We start from the raw sequence: 16,217 nt of genomic DNA on the forward strand, positions 1-16,217 counted from the left end.
CTTCGGAAACCAGCGTAACGCGTCCGAAAGCCTTCTTGCCGGCCTGACAAACATGGGTAGCCCCCAGCTTGAATACAAAGCTGCGATCCACGACCTCACCATCTATACGTACACCACCGGAAGCCAGCAGATCACGAGCGACTGCTGCGTTCTTTACCAGGCCTGCTTTATTAAGGACCGCAGAGATCGGCATGTCCTCGGCAGCAGCCACCGATATCTCAGGCAGATCATCCGGCAGCTCGCCTTCCTTCATACGGTTGCCCGCAGAACGATGCGCATTGGCCGCAGCTTCCTCGCCATGAAAACGAGCGACCAGCTCTTCGGCCAGCTTGATCTTGATATCGCGAGGGTTTGCACCCGCTTCGCAATCAGCCTTCAAGCTATTGATCTCTTCCATCGAGCGGAAGCTCAGCAGCTCAAAGTAGCGCCACATCAGGGAATCAGGAATCGACACGAGCTTGCTGTACATAATGCCCGGTGCTTCTTGAATGCCGACGTAGTTGCCCAGCGACTTGGACATCTTCTTCACGCCATCCAAGCCTTCCAACAGCGGCATGGTCAGGATGCATTGCGGCTCCTGCCCATAAGCGCGCTGAAGCTCGCGCCCCATCAGCAGATTGAATTTCTGATCGGTGCCACCCAACTCTACGTCGGCCTTCAAGGCCACGGAGTCATAGCCCTGCACCAGCGGGTATAGGAATTCGTGAATGGCTATGGACTGATTGCTTTTATAGCGCTTGTCGAAATCGTCGCGCTCAAGCATCCGTGCGACCGTGTACTGCGAAGACAAGCGAATGAAGTCAGCCGGACTCAGCTGGTCCATCCAGGTCGAGTTGAACGCGACTTCGGTTTTGGCCGGATCGAGAATCTTGAAGACCTGAGACTTGTAGGTTTCGGCATAGTCGAGAACCTGCTCCCGGGTGAGCGGCGGACGCGTAGCGCTTTTACCGCTCGGGTCGCCGATCATGCCGGTGAAATCACCGATCAGGAAGATGATCTGATGCCCCAGATCCTGGAACTGCCGCAGCTTGTTAATAAGCACAGTATGTCCAAGGTGCAGATCGGGTGCCGTCGGATCAAAACCAGCCTTGATACGCAGTGGCTGGCCACGCTTCAGCTTCTCGACCAGCTCGGCCTCGACCAGGAGTTCATCTGCACCGCGCTTTATCAGCGCCAGCTGCTCTTCAACCGACTTCATTTCAGTCCCCAATTCAAAGGGAACCAACCTTACAAGATCAGAGCCCAATTACAAGTTTTGCCCAGCGTTTGCCTGCGAATCAGTCACTGATACGCGGGAAGGGTTGCTTCGAGCAGGTTTTGGTTATATTTTATACAGTTATTTCATCTTCATCATGTCATTCATCTTTTCCATTTCACCTTTTTCAAAGTCAAATTACCTATGAAAGACACACCGCCTAAAGCGCCCCCGCTTTATCCGAAGAGTCACCTGCTCGCTGCAAGCGGCATTGCCGCATTGTTGAGCCTGGCTCTCCTGGTTTTTCCATCCAGCGAAGTCGAAGCCAAACGAACGAACATTCCCCTCGATCTGGAAGCACCGGATCAGGACGTACAAGATCAAGACGCTCAACAAGCCACTCAAGCCACACCTGAAACCACCGAATCGCCATTTGCCCAGATCGACACTGCCGACGATCAGGCTCAAGACACCGCCAACGCACAGCCTCAGGCAGAGAAACCCGCGCCAGCCGCTGCGAAGGATTCTGCGCACAAGGAAGTCACCGTCAGCAAAGGCGACACGCTGTCGACCCTGTTTGAAAAGGTCGGATTGCCCGCCGCCACTGTTCACGAAGTACTGGCCAGCGACAAGCAGGCCAAGCAGTTCAGCAAGCTGCAGAACGGACAGACGCTGCAGTTCGAGCTGACGCCGGATGGCCAGCTCAAGCAATTGCACACAAAACTCAGCGAAGTCGAGTCCATCAGCCTGTCGAAGACGGCAACGGGCTACGCGTTCAATCGCGAAATCAGCAAGCCCAACGTGCGTAACGTCTACGTCCACGGGGTGATCAACAGCTCCCTGTCGCAGTCCGCGCAACGTGCCGGCCTGACTCATAGCATGACGATGGACATGGCCAACATCTTCGGCTACGACATCGACTTCGCGCAGGACATCCGCAAGGGCGATGAATTCGATGTGGTATACGAACAGAAAGTGGTCAACGGCAAGAGCGTAGGTACGGGGAATATCCTGTCCGCCCGCTTCACTAACCGGGGCAAGACCTACACCGCCGTTCGTTACACTAATAAGCAAGGTAATACCAATTACTACACGGCTGATGGCAACAGCATGCGCAAGGCCTTCATCCGTACCCCGGTAGACTTCGCCCGCATCAGCTCGATGTTCTCGATGGGCCGCAAGCACCCGATCCTCAACAAGATCCGCGCCCATAAAGGCGTCGATTACGCAGCGCCACGCGGTACGCCGATCAAGGCAACCGGCGATGGCAAGGTGCTGCTCGCCGGCCGCCGTGGCGGATACGGCAATACCGTTATCATTCAGCACGGTGACACCTACCGCACGCTGTACGGCCACATGCAGGGCTTCGCCAAAGGCATACAGACCGGCGGCACTGTCAAGCAAGGTCAGGTTATCGGCTATATTGGAACTACCGGCCTGTCCACAGGCCCGCACTTGCACTATGAGTTTCAGGTCAATGGCGTTCACGTAGATCCACTGGGCCAGAAGCTCCCAATGGCGGACCCGATCGCCAAGTCCGAAAAACAGCGGTTCATGCAGCAAAGCCAGCCGTTGATGGCACGCATGGACCAGGAAAAAGCCACCACGCTGGCCTCGAATAAAAGGTAATCCATGGACTTCTTCTATATAGGTGTGATGTCTGGCAGCAGTCTCGATGGGATTGATATCGCCCTTTTGAAGCAGGATGACCGATCAAGGCTTCTGGCCACTCACTACATCCCCATGCCGGAAGACCTGCATGCCGAGCTGCTGGGGCTTTGCTCCAGCGGCGCTGATGAGCTTGCGCGTGCTGCAATTGCAGAGCAAAAGTGGTGCAGGCTGGTCGCACAGGGCGTGCATACCTTGCTGAAAGATCAAAACATGGTGCCCGCTCAGATTCGCGCCATCGGCAGCCACGGCCAGACTATTCGTCATGAGCCCGCGCGCGGCTACAGCATTCAGATCGGCAACCCTGCGCTGCTGGCAGAGCTGACTGAAATTACCGTGGTCAGCGACTTCCGCCGCCGCGATATCGCAGCAGGCGGCCAGGGCGCCCCTCTGGTACCGGCTTTCCACGAAGCGCTGTTCGACGACAACAAGGATCATCGCGCCGTATTGAACATCGGCGGGTTCAGTAACCTGAGCCTGATCGAGTCTGATCGCCCGGTCGAAGGCTTCGACTGCGGACCCGGTAACGTCCTGCTCGATGCTTGGATACAGTCACAGCGCCACGAGAGCTACGACAAGGATGGCGCGTGGTCGGCGAGCGGCAAGGTAGATTCTGCGCTGCTCAAGAAACTGCTCAGCGATCAGTTTTTCCTGACCAAGGGCCCCAAGAGTACAGGCCGGGAAGTGTTCAACCTGGGCTGGGTTCACCACCATCTGTTCCAGTTGCCAACCCTGGCGCCCGAGGATGTGCAGGCCACTCTGCTGGAACTGACGGCGTTGACGATCACCGAATCCCTGCAATCGGCGCAAGCGATTACCCGGGAGCTTCTGGTGTGTGGGGGCGGTGCGCATAACAAGGCGCTGATGAAACGCCTCGCAGAACTGCTGCCCGGCACCGAGGTCAGCAGTACCGAGAAGTTCGGCGTAGACCCTGACTGGGTTGAGGCGATGGCGTTTGCCTGGCTGGCTCATTGTTGCCTCGAAGGCGTTCCGGCCAACCGTCCGACGGTGACCGGCGCCAAAGGCAGACGCGTTCTGGGCGCCATCTACCCCGCCTGACGCGATGCCACAATGCAAAACGCCGCTCAATGAGCGGCGTTTTTGTTTACAGCAAGCTTCAATCAGATCGAAAACGAAGAGCCACAACCACAGGTCGTGGAGGCATTCGGGTTCTTGATCACGAAGCGCGACCCTTCAAGCCCTTCCTGATAATCGACTTCTGCGCCGGCCAGGTACTGAAAGCTCATTGGATCGACAACCAGGCTTACGCCCTCGCGCTCGACGATGGTGTCATCGTCTGCCACATCTTCATCGAAAGTAAAACCGTACTGAAAACCTGAGCAACCGCCACCTGTAACGAATACACGCAGTTTGAGACGATCATTGCCCTCTTCGTCGACCAGGGTTTTCACCTTGTGCGCTGCATTTGGAGTGAACTCCAAAGCGGTAGGCGTGAAGGATTCGACACTCATGTCAGATATCTCCCGGCGTTAGCCGTCGTAATGCGTAATGACGGCATTATCCGCTTCTCCTAGAAAATCGGTCAACTATTTGCTGGAGGGCGGCAGTCCTTACGGCATCATGCCCGCATGAGACAACCCGGCGCGCTCATCAAGGCCGAACAGGATGTTCATGTTCTGCACTGCCTGACCGGACGCACCTTTGACCAGGTTATCGATCACCGAAAGCACGACGACCAGATCGCCGCCCTGCGGACGATGCACTGCGATGCGACACACGTTGGCGCCACGCACACTGCGGGTTTCGGGATGACTGCCAGCTGGCATCACATCCACGAATGGCTCATCGGCGTAGCGCTTCTCGAACAATGCCTGCAGGTCCACCGAGCGATCAGTGACCGTTGCATAGAGCGTTGAGTGAATGCCGCGAATCATCGGCACCAGATGTGGCACGAACGTCAGGCCGATATCCCCACCCGCTGCGCGACGCAGCCCCTGGGTAATTTCAGGCAGGTGACGGTGGCCCTTCACAGCGTAGGCCTTGAAGCTTTCATTGGCTTCCGAGTACAGCGAACCGATGTTCAGACCACGGCCCGCGCCGCTCACGCCGGATTTGCAGTCGGCAATCAGACGAGTGTTATCGGCAATACCGGCCTCAAGCAGCGGCAGGAAACCCAACTGGGTAGCGGTCGGATAGCAACCCGGTACGGCGATGAGTCGCGCGTTCCTGATCTGTTCGCGATTGACTTCCGGCAGCCCGTACACCGCGTCTTCCAACAGTTGCGGAGCACCATGAGGCTGGCCGTACCACTTGGCCCACTCGACCGGGTCCTGCAGACGGAAGTCGGCAGACAGGTCGATCACCTTGGTGCCTGCCGCGAGCAGCTCGCCGGCCAGGGCATGAGCGACACCGTGGGGCGTGGCGAAGAACACAACGTCACAGGCACCCAGGGTTTTCACGTCAGGCACGCTGAACGCAAGGCCGTCATAGTGCCCGCGCAGGTTTGGATACATCTCGGCGACTGGCATGCCGGCCTCCGAGCGCGAGGTAATGACCACTACTTCTGCCTGCGGATGCTGTGCCAACAGACGCAGCAGCTCGACCCCGGTGTAACCCGTGCCGCCGACGATACCGACCTTGACCATAACCTGCCCTCAACGAAACAACTGGAAAGCGGTCGATAATAGGAGCCTATCGCCTCTGCGACAACCGACAACGTGACGTATGGGCGCACAAGACACTACTATTCGGCCACCGTGAACCTGGGAATAATCAAAAATGCTCTATCTATGGATAAAGGCGCTTCATGTCATTTCAATGGTCTGCTGGTTTGCAGCCCTGTTCTATCTGCCAAGACTATTCGTCTATCACTCGATGAGTGAGGACACAGTCAGCCGCGAGCGTTTCATCGTCATGGAGCGCAAGCTGTACCGTGGCATCATGACCCCGGCAATGATCGCAACCCTGGTCTTCGGCGGCTGGCTGATCAGCTTCGACCCCAGCGGTTATTTCAGTCAGGGCTGGATGCACGCCAAGCTCGCACTGGTTGTCCTGCTGATCGGCTATCACCACGTCTGCGGCGCACAGATGAAACGCTTTGCCCGTGGTGAAAATGGCCGCAGCCATGTGTTTTATCGCTGGTTCAATGAAATCCCGGTACTGATTCTGATCGCCATCGTCATTCTGGTTATCGTCAAACCCTTCTGATTCCAGGAGTCACCCGGCCTCATCAGTAACGCGACAGGGCGCCCTGTCTCAGACAGGCGCCCGGCATTGTTTTCCATTTAAAGACAAGGAAGCCCCGTATGGCCGATTCACACTTCAAGATCGTATTTGAAGGGCAGGTGCGTGAAGGCGTCGAGCTCGACACCGCAAAGGCCAACCTGGCGGGGCTGTTCAAAAGCGAACCGTCTGCAGTGCAGAAACTGTTCAGTGGTCAACCCGTTGCGCTCAAGCGCGGGCTTGCTTACGAGGACGCGGAACGCTACCTGAAGGCGCTGAACGATGCGGGCGTCGAAGCGCGTATCGAACCCGACATTGAAATCAGCCTGAGTCTGGATGAAGTGGTCAGCCAGCCCTCCCCCAAATCCGCACATCTGGACATATCACCCTACGCACCGCCCAAGGCACAGGTTGGCGCTGATCAGCCCGGCCATTCGACGCTGAAGGTGCTGAGTATCAACGGGCGTATAGGGCGCTTGCGCTATCTGGCGTGGAGCATGGTCTTGAGCGCCGCGACGCTGGTGCTGGTAGGTGTGTGCCTGCTGGTCATGAACGGTTCGCTGGTCGCCGGTGGCCTGCTGATGGCGGTGGTGCTCGTCGTGTTCGCGGTCATCGGCGCACAGATCGGCGTTCAGCGGCTGCACGATCTGGGTTGGTCAGGCTGGCTTCTGCTGCTGACCATGGTGCCGTTCGTAGGCAGCGTCTTCCCGTTCCTGATGATCCTGCTGCCCGGAACAAAAGGTCCCAACGCTTTCGGCCCACCGCCGCCACCGAACTCCAGAGGTGTGAAGACCCTGGCGATTCTGTGGGTGTTACTCATCCCCATAGTCGTGATGGTGCTCACCGCTGGCGGCGCAGGCATGCTGCGCGATGAGCTGGAATTGCAGACCGATGAATACGAGCAATCCCTCCCCTATGACGACGAAGAAAGCCGTGACAGTGCCTTGACCGCGCCAGCGGATGTCAACATAGAGCCCGAAGAACAAAGCGACAAGTAATAGACTGCCCCACGGTTCGGCAGACTGCCGGTCGCAACACGCTCAATGGAGAACTGCATGACCCGTTACGCCCTGATCACCGGCGCGTCCAGCGGCATAGGCCTGGCGATGGCCGAAGCGCTGGCACGTCGCGGTCGCAACCTGATCCTGGTCGCCCGCCAGCGCGACCTGCTGGAAACAATTGCACTGGAGTTGACTCAGCGTTTTGGCGTGGAAGTGCTGTTTCGAGCATGCGATCTGGGCGAGCCACTGAGGCTCTCGGGCTTTCTGCTGGAGCTGGAAGACGGTGCCCACCAGATCGATCTGCTGGTCAACGCTGCCGGCATCGGCACATGCGGACCTTTTCTGGCTCAGGACTGGAGTGCCGAGCAGGACCTGATCGATCTGAACATCCTGGCCCTGACGCGCCTGTGCCACACGGTCGGCAACCTGATGGCCATTCAGGGCGGCGGCCAGATACTCAACATCGCCTCGGTGGCGGCGTTTCAGCCTGGGCCATGGATGAGCACTTACTACGCGAGCAAGGCGTATGTGCTGCATTTTTCCGAAGGGCTGCGCGAGGAAGTGAAGAAGGCCGGGGTGAAGGTATCGGTGCTGTGCCCCGGTCCGACCAGGACGGCTTTTTTTCGCACCGCACAGTTGCAGGTCAATGTGGATAACCTGATGAGCCCGGAAGAAGTGGCGCTGTATACCGTTCGCGCGCTGGCAAAAAACCGTGCGGTGATCACGCCCGGCTTCGGTAACCGGTTGTGGACGCTCGGCCCGCGCCTGGTTTCACGCTGGCTGGCTCGCCAGATCAGCGGCTATATCAACAAGAAATACTGCCCGCGCTGAGCGACAAACGGCTGGGCGAGCCGCGTCCCGCTCAGTACACTCGGACGCGCTGAAGCACAGCGACACCCTGTGACGACCATCAACCGACAAGGAGCAAACGGCTGTGGACACTTTGTTTACCAAGATCATCAATCGGGAAATCCCGGCGAAGATCATCTATGAGGATGATCAGGTACTGGCCTTTCACGACATCGCCCCACAGGCACCCGTGCATTTTCTGGTTATCCCGAAAAAGCCTATCCGCACCCTGAACGATCTGACCGAGGAAGACAAAGGCCTGGCCGGGCATATTCTGTTCACGGCGCAGCGTCTGGCCCTCGAACTGGGCTGCGAAGAAGGCTTCCGCGTGGTGATGAACTGCAATGAGCTGGGCGGGCAGACCGTCTACCACATTCACATGCACGTACTCGGTCAGCGTCAGATGAACTGGCCACCGGGCTGAGCCAGCGTTTTCGGGCTTTCCGGCCGACCAGCGCGTGGGATCAGCGCTGGTCGGACCACACAAGCCCTGCCCGCTCCGGCCGATTGGGGTAAACTGCCCGCATGATCTTCCGGAGGTGCCCATGGCTACCGAACGTCAATACTCCCCCCTCGACCGTCTGTTACTGCAAGCCGACAGCGCGATGCGCACCTTGCTGCCGTCCAGCGCGCACTCGCAGCGCCCTTCCCCTGCCGTCGTTCAGCCCGAACACAAGATGAGCGAAGTCGATACGCGCCACGTCGCGGGTCTGATGCGCATCAACCATACCGGCGAAGTCTGCGCCCAGGCGCTTTATCAGGGCCAGGCGCTGACGGCAAAGCTGCCCAAGGTGCGCAAGGCGATGGAGCATGCGGCTGAAGAAGAAATCGATCATCTGGTCTGGTGCGAACAGCGCATCCATCAGCTTGGCAGCCATACCAGTGTGCTGAACCCGCTGTTCTACAGCCTGTCCTTCGGGATGGGCGCAATAGCCGGTGTTATCAGCGACCGGGTCAGCCTGGGTTTTGTCGCGGCGACTGAAGATCAGGTCTGCAAGCACCTGGCTGAACATCTGGAGCAACTGCCGACCGAGGACGGAAAGTCCCGGGCTATTCTGCAACAGATGCTCAGCGATGAAGAACACCACGCTGAATCCGCACTGGAAGCAGGCGGTTTTCGTTTCCCGGCACCGGTCAAGTTCGGCATGAGTGTGCTGGCCAAGGTCATGACCAAGTCGACTTATCGCATCTGACGAGGCGTATACAACGCCCATAAAAAAGGCGCCTGAATCAGGCGCCTTTTTAATGTCCGGAATCCGGGCTTATACGGCGACGTTGCGGCCGTAGAAGATTTCCAGCATTTCGTGTTTGACCTTGGCGGTCACTTGCTCGCGCTGCTCGGGAGACAAGTTGCTGGTGGCGTCGCCAAACAGGTAGTTGTCCAGTTCGAACTGCTTGAGCAGCATCTTGGTGTGAAACAGGTTTTCCTGATACACGTTCACGTCGGTCATCTGGTAACCGTTGCGCGTGTCTTCGGAGAGGTAGTTCTGGATCGAGTTGATCTCGTGGTCGATGAAGTGCTTCTTGCCTTCCACGTCACGGGTAAAGCCGCGCACGCGATAGTCGACCGTCACGATATCCGACTCGAATTTATGGATCAGGTAGTTCAACGCCTTGAGCGGTGAAATAACGCCACAGGTCGACACATCGATATCCACGCGGAACGTGGCAATACCGTCAACCGGGTGGATTTCCGGGTAGGTGTGGACCGTGATATGGCTCTTGTCCAGGTGCGCCAGGATGGTTTCCGGCAGTGGACCTGGCGACTCTTCGATCTGGCTTTCGGTAGGCGTCACCGGCTGCTCAGAGATCAGAATGGTCACACTGGCACCTTGTGGATCGTAATCCTGACGCGCAATGTTCAGGATGTTGGCACCAATGATATCGACAACATCAGTCAGAATCCGCGTCAGGCGTTCTGCGTCGTACACACTGTTGATGTACTCGACATACGCCTGCTGGTCCTGCGGGGTTTCCGCATAGCAGATGTCATAAATGTTGAAGCTCAAGGTCTTTGTCAGGTTATTGAACCCGTGGAGCTTGAGTTTGCTTTTCACCGTTAAAAACTCTCTATATGGGTGCGGCGCCAGCCGCGTGATCAAGCATGCCCGTCAGGTGAGCCCGGCTCATCTGCGTAGGACGGTTAACACCTCTTCGCGTTGGCGATTTTGGTTGTCTGTTCGGACCGGCAGCAGAAAACCAATACATGCTGCGCCCGTAAAAAGTGGCGCATTATGCAGACGTCCGAAGCCGTCTGCCAGAGTGTGCGCCGTTTTTATGATCGTTGGATGTCTGGCGTTCAGCCCAGTTCGACAATTTCATAATCGTGAGTGATCTTCACACCCGCGTTGCCGAGCATGATCGAGGCAGAGCAATACTTCTCTGCGGACAGTTCGATCGCGCGCTTGACCTGCGCTTCTTTCAACCCGCGCCCTTTGACGACAAAGTGCAGGTGGATTTTGGTGAACACTTTCGGGTCTTCATCCGCACGCTCGGCATCCAGAAACGCCTCGCAGCTTTCGACGGGTTGGCGCGACTTCTTCAAAATGCTCACAACATCGAAGTTGCTGCAGCCACCCAGACCGATCAAGACCATTTCCATCGGGCGTACACCCAGGTTGCGACCGCCGCTTTCCGGCGGACCATCCATTACCACCACATGACCGCTGCCGGATTCGCCGAGGAACATGGCTTCGCCAGCCCATTGGATGCGTGCCTTCATCGCCAAGACTCCACTGTAAAAAAAGGGGTCGCCAGCTTAGCACAGGGCCAAAAGCTGCCCGGAAGAAATGCTTTTTGTAGGAAACGCGTAGGAATGTTCGCAAATAGCTTCCTACACGTCTGGAAAAGCTGGCGAGAATAAAGGCGCAGCCGATACCTATAGGTATGCCATTTGGCCATACACCTTATTTCGGAAGTCTCGCATGGTCGCAATAACTTTTACGCCCAAAGCAAACAGTCTGGACAAGCTGCTGCCCCATGCAGAACGCCGCCGCTGCCCCGCGAAAACCAACATCATCAATGCCGGTGAGCGCTCCGAGTCGTTGTTTCTGATCCTCAAGGGTTCAGTCACGGTTCTGATCGAGGATGACGAGCGCCGGGAGATGATCGTCGCCTACCTCAACAGCGGGGATTTCTTCGGCGAACTGGGCCTGTTCGAGCAACCGGGCAAGGAATCCGTACGCAGCGCCTGGGTGCGGGCCAAGACAGAGTGCGAAGTGGCCGAGATTTCATATGACACGTTCCGCGAGCTGACCAGGCAAGAGCCGGAAATTCTGTATGCGCTCGGCAGCCAGATGGCCGAGCGCCTACGCAACACAACGCGCAAGGTGGGTGATCTGGCGTTTCTCGATGTCACCGGGCGAGTGGCTCGCACGTTGCTCGAGCTGTGCAAGCAGCCGGATGCAATGACTCACCCGGACGGCATGCAAATCAAGATTACCCGACAGGAAATCGGACGCATCGTCGGCTGTTCGAGGGAAATGGTCGGACGTGTGCTCAAGGCCCTTGAAGAACAGCGCTTGGTCAACGTCAAAGGAAAGACCATGGTGGTCTACGGGACACGCTGAGCCCTTGCTATTCAGAGCCCGGCGAGCAGTTTCCGGTAAGCCTGCGCCAGACGCTCCAGGACATCAGCGTCCGGAAACGCTTCGTACAAGGCGATGTGGCTTTCGGCCTGAACACGCGGCTCGAGCTCGCACAGCTCATTGAAGCGGTTTACCGCAGCGGCCATCTGGACGCGCTCGTTATCCAGCAACAGCGCACCATGCGCCAGCACTACAGGACGCGTTCCGCCCTGGCTCTGACGCCAGCGCTGAGCCGTTCCAACCATCTTGCGACCATCGAGATTGACGTTGAAGCGGCCATCGCAGAATGCGCCTGCCACCTCACCCAGTGAAGCCTTGCCGCCAAGCTCGGTCAACAGATCGAGAATCGGCTGACACAATCGCAGGTAGGCGGTTTCTATGCGGTCACGATCGACATCAGTGTGCGGCTGCGCATAGACCAGCGCGATGTTCAGCGTGGCAGAGGACTGTGGCACTGGCTCGCCGCCGGTTTCACGCAAGAGGACGGGCCATGCATTGTCCGACAGGGTCTCGCTGGCCTCGGCAAAACCCGGTAACCGGCTCATCCGCCGTGGCATGACCAGCGCTCGATCATTGGGCCGCCAGAACAGCAGCCCGTGATCTGCCGCCCCGGAGCATACCGAGGCGAGAAGATCCTGCTCGGCCTGCAGGCCTTGTTCGACACAAATGTCGATGATCGCGTCTTGCATGCCGGACCTCGGGAGGGTGTTCAGCTCAATGCGCTCAGTCGATGGACGAAGCGCTTACCGCGATTTTGCGCTCAGGGAAGAACAACCGCTGCAGCTCGGCGCCAGGGTGTTCGGCACGCATGAAGGCCTCCCCCACCAGAAACGAATAGACATCGCTGATTTCCATCAGCTCGACATCCGCACGATTGAGAATGCCGCTTTCGGTGACGACCAGGCGATCACGCGGAATACGCGGCAGCAAGTCCAGCGTGGTTTCCAGGCTCACTTCAAACGTGTGAAGGTTGCGATTGTTGATGCCCACCAGCGGTGTATCGAGCGTCTTGAGTGCACGGTCCAGCTCGTTGCCGTCGTGCACCTCGACCAGCACATCCAGCTCCAAGCTTTTGGCAACGGCAGCCAGTTCAGACAGTTGCGCGTCATCCAGTGCCGACACGATCAGCAGAATGCAGTCAGCGCCCAAAGCACGTGCTTCGACCACCTGATAAGGGTCGATCATGAAATCCTTGCGGATCACCGGCAGGTTGCACGCTGCACGGGCCTCCTGCAAATAGGCATCGGCACCCTGAAAGAAGTCCACGTCGGTGAGCACTGACAGACAGGTCGCGCCACCGGCCTGATAACTTCTGGCGATCTCGCCCGGCAGGAAGTGTTCGCGGATGACGCCCTTGCTTGGCGAGGCCTTCTTGATCTCGGCGATAACGGCAGGCTGCTTTGCCTTGGCCTGAGTGATCAATGCCTTGGCAAAGCCACGTGGCGCGTCGGCCCGGGCTGCCTGTTGTTCAAGCTCGGCCAGGCTCACAATCGCACGACGAGCCGCGACTTCCTCGGCCTTTCGGGCGAGGATCTTTTCCAGTACGGTTGGCACACTCATGCTTCGTTCTCCTGCTTGAATACCGCCGTGAAGGCACCCAGCTCTTCCAGTTTTTCCCGCGCCAGGCCAGTGTGCAGCGCATCGTGTGCCAGGGCCACGCCCTCTTTCAGGCTGGTGGCGTGATCTGCAGCATAAAGCGCGGCGCCGGCATTGAGCACGATCATTTCCGCAGCTTTCTGACCGTTCTCGGTCTTGCGACGTCCCAGCGCATCGCGAATCAGCTCCAGCGAAGCCGCCGGGCTTTCCACGGCAAGGCCGTACAGGCTCTGGCTTTTGATGCCGAGGTCTTCGGGCTGTACCCAGTATTCAGTGACTTCGCCGTTTTTCAGCTCGGCCACGAAGGTCGGTGCCGCCAGACTGAATTCATCCAGGCCGTCCTGCGAATGGACCACCAGCACATGCTTGCTGCCCAGACGCAGCAGCACCTCGGCCAGCGGGCGGCACAGCGCCTGGTTGAACACGCCGACGATCTGATGACGAACACCCGCCGGATTGGTCAGCGGGCCAAGCATATTGAACAGTGTGCGCAGGCCCAGCTCGCGGCGCGGTCCGGCCGTGTGCTTCATGGCCGTGTGATGAGACTGGGCGAACATGAAGCCGATACCCACGCTGTCGATGCAACGCGCCACCTGAACAGGCGTGAGGTTCAGATAAACCCCGGCAGCCTCGAGCAGATCGGCACTGCCGCTTTTGCCCGAGACAGCACGATTACCGTGCTTGGCCACGGTGCAACCGGCGGCTGCGATGACGAAGGCTGAAGCCGTCGACACGTTGAAGATGTTCGCGCCGTCGCCGCCCGTCCCCACGATGTCTACCACGCCGTCCAGGGTTTTCAGTTCGACCTTGCCGGCCAGCTCGCGCATCACCGAAACCGCACCAACGATTTCATCGATGGTTTCGCTCTTCATGCGCATGCCCATCAGAAACGCACCGATCTGCGCTTCAGTGCATTGGCCGGTCATGATTTCGCGCATGACATCGCTCATCTCTTCAGTGGTCAGGTCCAGTTGGTTGACCACGCGATTCAGCGCGCTTTTGATATTCATGGGGGTACTCATAAAAAATCCTTAGCCCTGACGATGGCCGCCACTCTGCTTGAGAAAATTGGCGAACAGCTCGTGGCCCTGCTCGGTCAGGATCGACTCGGGGTGAAACTGCACCCCTTCGATGTTCAGTGTCTTGTGACGCAGGCCCATGATCTCATCGACCGAACCGTCTTCCAGCGCGGTCCAGGCCGTCACTTCCAGGCAGTCGGGGAGCGTATCCTGCTTGACCACCAGCGAGTGGTAGCGGGTGACCACCAGCGGATGATTCAAACCATCGAACACCCCGCCATCTTCGTGAATGACCGGGCTGGTTTTGCCATGCATGACCTGACGCGCACGAACCACGTCGCCGCCAAAGGCCTGACCGATGGACTGATGCCCCAGGCACACGCCCAGAATCGGCAGCTTGCCCGCGAAGTGCTTGATCACATCCAGCGAGACGCCGGCTTCATTGGGCGTGCACGGGCCAGGCGAGACCACGATGTGCTCCGGGTTCAGGGCTTCGATCTCGGCGATGCTCAGTTCGTCATTGCGAATGACTTTGACGTCTGCCCCCAGCTCACCAAAGTACTGCACGACGTTGTAGGTAAACGAATCGTAGTTATCGATCATCAGCAGCATTTTGCTATCAACCTTTTGATTTACTGACTTGATTCAGGCCTTCCGGATTCTGCTTCACTCATGCATCCCCTCGTCAGCCATAAGGCCGGGGGACGGAGAAAAACATCACAAAATCGAAGGCATACAGGTACGGGACCGGCAGGGCCGGCAAGGAAATAGTCAGGCGCGCCAACGCCAACGGGCGTGAGCCTTGATAACGCGCATCAAAAGCTTGCTGACTGTCGTCACGGAAGGGGTCTCATCGGTACGTTTCAGGACATTAGCGTACCGAATCGGCCGGTGCAATATGAATGTACCGGGCTGCGCCGATTGAAAAGCGGTTAAAGGCTGAAAAGAGGGCCGCGCCTCCTCGCGGAGGCGGGATTGAGGCAGGGGCACGATGGCCGAGGGTGGGGAGCCGAGAGGAACATCAGTGCGCAATCTCGCGCACGTAGGCTTGGCAGGCCTTCAAAGCGATCAATCCCTGATCGCCGTAGTCGGTGATGGCGACAATTCGTCCAGCAGCCGCTGGGTCAAGTTCGCCTCGCGAGCTTCCATGAACCACGCCGCCGGTATCGGTGCCGGCTGGCATGCCATCACGGTTGGCGGGGCTGTTGGCGAGGAGGACTGACAACCGCAAATCAGCGGTAGCCAGGCGATCACGCAAACGAGCCTGAGCAGTCTGTGCATCGCTCAACTCCTTGTGGATGGTTGTATCGTTGGTGTGCAAACGGACTTCCAGCGCCCGTCGTTGTGCCTGCTCGGCGTTCTGCCAGTCGACTAGCGCGAGCGCCGCCTGCTCGCGCTCGCGCTGCCACGTCAGCTGTTGCGCGGACAGTTGCAGGCCATAGCGGGCCGCCTGCCATTTCCAGGCGGCCCATGTACCCAGCCCTGACCCCAGCACGAATGCGAGGATCAGGAATCGCATATCCAGCACTTTCACGGCAGCACCTCCAATGCCCGCTGGTAAAGCGCCTGCCGATCCGCCAGGCCGTTGGTACCGCCGTTGATGCGGCGGGTGATCATCAGAAAATCACCCTTGTCTGCCAGCGCATTGAGGTTGGCCCTGTCCCAGAACCATGCCGCCGACATAGCGGCGTGGTCGGGTTGTTCGAGCAGTTGCGGCTGGGCAAGCAAGTCCAGTCCGAGCGCCTCCCCGCACGCCTCGTAGTTGGTCCGCCCCGTCACCTGAATCAGCCCACGGCCCCGATATAACTGACCGTCGCCATCTGCCTCTGGCGTATTGCCCAAACGCAGCGCCAACTGGCCCGTGTCGTACTTGGCCAGATAGCTGTCGCTACCCAGCTCGCGCACATAACGAAGCTGCCCGGACTCATGCCCTATCTGAGCGATGAACGCGGCGATACGCAGGCGAGTGTCGATGGCGTACCGGGCCATGGCGGTGTTGAGAGCAAGAACGAAAACGCCGGCTTTAGGGCCGGCGTTGGGGAGGATTTGCAGTAGTTGTTGCTGGTTGATAGGCATTTAACCTCCTGAGGCTTATGCCGTCAGATATCCCATTTGGTCG

Annotated in this window: 19 protein-coding genes; 8 read left to right on the forward strand and 11 right to left on the reverse strand. The window is 58.3% G+C overall.

From position 1 onward, the window contains the following. Window positions 1–1,198, reverse strand: a 1,198-nt coding sequence (tyrS, locus tag LCH65_RS21735) for a tyrosine--tRNA ligase (RefSeq protein WP_226439786.1), incomplete at its 3' end; no start/stop codon positions are given. A 201-nt stretch (window positions 1,199–1,399) separates the two neighbouring features. On the opposite strand from tyrS, the gene LCH65_RS21740 reads away from it, so the two are divergent. Continuing rightward, complete coding sequence (locus LCH65_RS21740) at window positions 1,400–2,824, forward strand: peptidoglycan DD-metalloendopeptidase family protein (protein WP_003433174.1); 1,425 nt, start codon at window positions 1,400–1,402, stop codon at window positions 2,822–2,824. Window positions 2,825–2,827: 3 nt separating this feature from the next. Beyond that, window positions 2,828–3,922 carry an anhydro-N-acetylmuramic acid kinase gene (locus LCH65_RS21745; RefSeq protein WP_032609444.1) on the forward strand — a complete coding sequence of 365 codons (1,095 nt, stop codon included), beginning with the start codon at window positions 2,828–2,830 and terminating at the stop codon, window positions 3,920–3,922. Window positions 3,923–3,984: 62 nt separating this feature from the next. Here LCH65_RS21745 and erpA read toward each other — a convergent pair whose 3' ends face one another. Together erpA and argC are read right to left on the reverse strand one after the other, a co-directional pair. After that, window positions 3,985–4,335 carry an iron-sulfur cluster insertion protein ErpA gene (erpA, locus tag LCH65_RS21750; RefSeq protein ID WP_002551953.1) on the reverse strand — a complete coding sequence of 117 codons (351 nt, stop codon included), beginning with the start codon at window positions 4,333–4,335 and terminating at the stop codon, window positions 3,985–3,987. Between the two features lie 99 nt (window positions 4,336–4,434). Beyond that, the gene (argC, locus tag LCH65_RS21755; protein WP_003433179.1) at window positions 4,435–5,469 is read right to left on the reverse strand and encodes an N-acetyl-gamma-glutamyl-phosphate reductase; all 1,035 of its coding nucleotides are present in this window, start codon (window positions 5,467–5,469) and stop codon (window positions 4,435–4,437) included. Window positions 5,470–5,602: 133 nt separating this feature from the next. Between argC and hemJ the strand changes: the two genes are divergently transcribed. The 5 genes from hemJ to coq7 all read left to right on the forward strand — a co-directional run bounded on the left by hemJ (window position 5,603) and on the right by coq7 (window position 9,089). Beyond that, window positions 5,603–6,031, forward strand: a complete 429-nt coding sequence (gene hemJ / locus LCH65_RS21760) for a protoporphyrinogen oxidase HemJ (protein WP_003316309.1) — start codon at window positions 5,603–5,605, stop codon at window positions 6,029–6,031. Window positions 6,032–6,129: 98 nt separating this feature from the next. Beyond that, complete coding sequence (locus LCH65_RS21765) at window positions 6,130–7,044, forward strand: DUF805 domain-containing protein (protein WP_054081673.1); 915 nt, start codon at window positions 6,130–6,132, stop codon at window positions 7,042–7,044. Window positions 7,045–7,101: 57 nt separating this feature from the next. Next, a complete protein-coding gene (locus LCH65_RS21770; protein WP_003372679.1) occupies window positions 7,102–7,878 on the forward strand; it encodes an SDR family oxidoreductase in 777 nt (258 codons plus the stop codon). Window positions 7,879–7,981: 103 nt separating this feature from the next. Continuing rightward, the gene (locus LCH65_RS21775; RefSeq protein WP_003316306.1) at window positions 7,982–8,320 is read left to right on the forward strand and encodes a histidine triad nucleotide-binding protein; all 339 of its coding nucleotides are present in this window, start codon (window positions 7,982–7,984) and stop codon (window positions 8,318–8,320) included. Between the two features lie 121 nt (window positions 8,321–8,441). Then, window positions 8,442–9,089, forward strand: coding sequence for a 2-polyprenyl-3-methyl-6-methoxy-1,4-benzoquinone monooxygenase (coq7, locus tag LCH65_RS21780; RefSeq protein WP_003433185.1), 648 nt, complete (start codon window positions 8,442–8,444; stop codon window positions 9,087–9,089). Between the two features lie 69 nt (window positions 9,090–9,158). Here the strand turns inward: coq7 and speD are convergent, their stop codons facing one another. Further along, entirely contained in the window at window positions 9,159–9,953 is a 795-nt protein-coding gene (gene speD / locus LCH65_RS21785) for an adenosylmethionine decarboxylase (protein WP_003316303.1), read from the reverse strand. Between the two features lie 242 nt (window positions 9,954–10,195). Then, on the reverse strand, window positions 10,196–10,618 hold the full coding sequence (locus LCH65_RS21790; RefSeq protein WP_003372688.1) for an OsmC family protein: 423 nt from the start codon (window positions 10,616–10,618) through the stop codon (window positions 10,196–10,198). Between the two features lie 202 nt (window positions 10,619–10,820). On the opposite strand from LCH65_RS21790, the gene crp reads away from it, so the two are divergent. Beyond that, entirely contained in the window at window positions 10,821–11,465 is a 645-nt protein-coding gene (gene crp, locus LCH65_RS21795; protein WP_003433187.1) for a cAMP-activated global transcriptional regulator CRP, read from the forward strand. Between the two features lie 11 nt (window positions 11,466–11,476). Here the strand turns inward: crp and LCH65_RS21800 are convergent, their stop codons facing one another. From LCH65_RS21800 to LCH65_RS21825, 6 genes are all read right to left on the reverse strand, one after another. Beyond that, window positions 11,477–12,172, reverse strand: a complete 696-nt coding sequence (locus LCH65_RS21800; RefSeq protein WP_226439787.1) for a lipoate--protein ligase family protein — start codon at window positions 12,170–12,172, stop codon at window positions 11,477–11,479. A 34-nt stretch (window positions 12,173–12,206) separates the two neighbouring features. Then, window positions 12,207–13,043, reverse strand: coding sequence for an indole-3-glycerol phosphate synthase TrpC (trpC, locus tag LCH65_RS21805; protein ID WP_054081675.1), 837 nt, complete (start codon window positions 13,041–13,043; stop codon window positions 12,207–12,209). Further along, complete coding sequence (gene trpD, locus LCH65_RS21810; RefSeq protein WP_003372695.1) at window positions 13,040–14,089, reverse strand: anthranilate phosphoribosyltransferase; 1,050 nt, start codon at window positions 14,087–14,089, stop codon at window positions 13,040–13,042. The genes trpC and trpD overlap by 4 nt, the downstream gene beginning before the upstream one ends. Window positions 14,090–14,110: 21 nt before the next feature. Then, window positions 14,111–14,710, reverse strand: a complete 600-nt coding sequence (locus tag LCH65_RS21815) for an aminodeoxychorismate/anthranilate synthase component II (RefSeq protein ID WP_054081676.1) — start codon at window positions 14,708–14,710, stop codon at window positions 14,111–14,113. Between the two features lie 409 nt (window positions 14,711–15,119). Then, window positions 15,120–15,632: a lysis system i-spanin subunit Rz gene (locus LCH65_RS21820; RefSeq protein ID WP_003372700.1), complete on the reverse strand. Its 513-nt coding sequence runs from the start codon at window positions 15,630–15,632 to the stop codon at window positions 15,120–15,122. Next, complete coding sequence (locus LCH65_RS21825; RefSeq protein ID WP_226439788.1) at window positions 15,629–16,174, reverse strand: glycoside hydrolase family 19 protein; 546 nt, start codon at window positions 16,172–16,174, stop codon at window positions 15,629–15,631. The genes LCH65_RS21820 and LCH65_RS21825 overlap by 4 nt, the downstream gene beginning before the upstream one ends. Window positions 16,175–16,217: the final 43 nt, after the last annotated feature.

Origin of the sequence: Pseudomonas sp. MWU16-30316, assembly GCF_020515645.1 — a bacterium.
GTDB lineage: Bacteria > Pseudomonadota > Gammaproteobacteria > Pseudomonadales > Pseudomonadaceae > Aquipseudomonas > Aquipseudomonas cerasi.

Coding starts and splice junctions, on each gene's coding strand:
- argC (WP_003433179.1), bottom strand. CDS start 5,469: ATGGTCAAGGTCGGTATCGTCGGCGGCACGGGTTACACCGGGGTCGAG.
- LCH65_RS21825 (WP_226439788.1), bottom strand. CDS start 16,174: ATGCCTATCAACCAGCAACAACTACTGCAAATCCTCCCCAACGCCGGC.
- LCH65_RS21745 (WP_032609444.1), top strand. CDS start 2,828: ATGGACTTCTTCTATATAGGTGTGATGTCTGGCAGCAGTCTCGATGGG.
- crp (WP_003433187.1), top strand. CDS start 10,821: ATGGTCGCAATAACTTTTACGCCCAAAGCAAACAGTCTGGACAAGCTG.
- LCH65_RS21815 (WP_054081676.1), bottom strand. CDS start 14,710: ATGCTGCTGATGATCGATAACTACGATTCGTTTACCTACAACGTCGTG.
- LCH65_RS21765 (WP_054081673.1), top strand. CDS start 6,130: ATGGCCGATTCACACTTCAAGATCGTATTTGAAGGGCAGGTGCGTGAA.
- trpD (WP_003372695.1), bottom strand. CDS start 14,089: ATGAATATCAAAAGCGCGCTGAATCGCGTGGTCAACCAACTGGACCTG.
- trpC (WP_054081675.1), bottom strand. CDS start 13,043: ATGAGTGTGCCAACCGTACTGGAAAAGATCCTCGCCCGAAAGGCCGAG.
- LCH65_RS21770 (WP_003372679.1), top strand. CDS start 7,102: ATGACCCGTTACGCCCTGATCACCGGCGCGTCCAGCGGCATAGGCCTG.
- coq7 (WP_003433185.1), top strand. CDS start 8,442: ATGGCTACCGAACGTCAATACTCCCCCCTCGACCGTCTGTTACTGCAA.
- erpA (WP_002551953.1), bottom strand. CDS start 4,335: ATGAGTGTCGAATCCTTCACGCCTACCGCTTTGGAGTTCACTCCAAAT.
- LCH65_RS21790 (WP_003372688.1), bottom strand. CDS start 10,618: ATGAAGGCACGCATCCAATGGGCTGGCGAAGCCATGTTCCTCGGCGAA.
- LCH65_RS21740 (WP_003433174.1), top strand. CDS start 1,400: ATGAAAGACACACCGCCTAAAGCGCCCCCGCTTTATCCGAAGAGTCAC.
- LCH65_RS21800 (WP_226439787.1), bottom strand. CDS start 12,172: ATGCAAGACGCGATCATCGACATTTGTGTCGAACAAGGCCTGCAGGCC.
- hemJ (WP_003316309.1), top strand. CDS start 5,603: ATGCTCTATCTATGGATAAAGGCGCTTCATGTCATTTCAATGGTCTGC.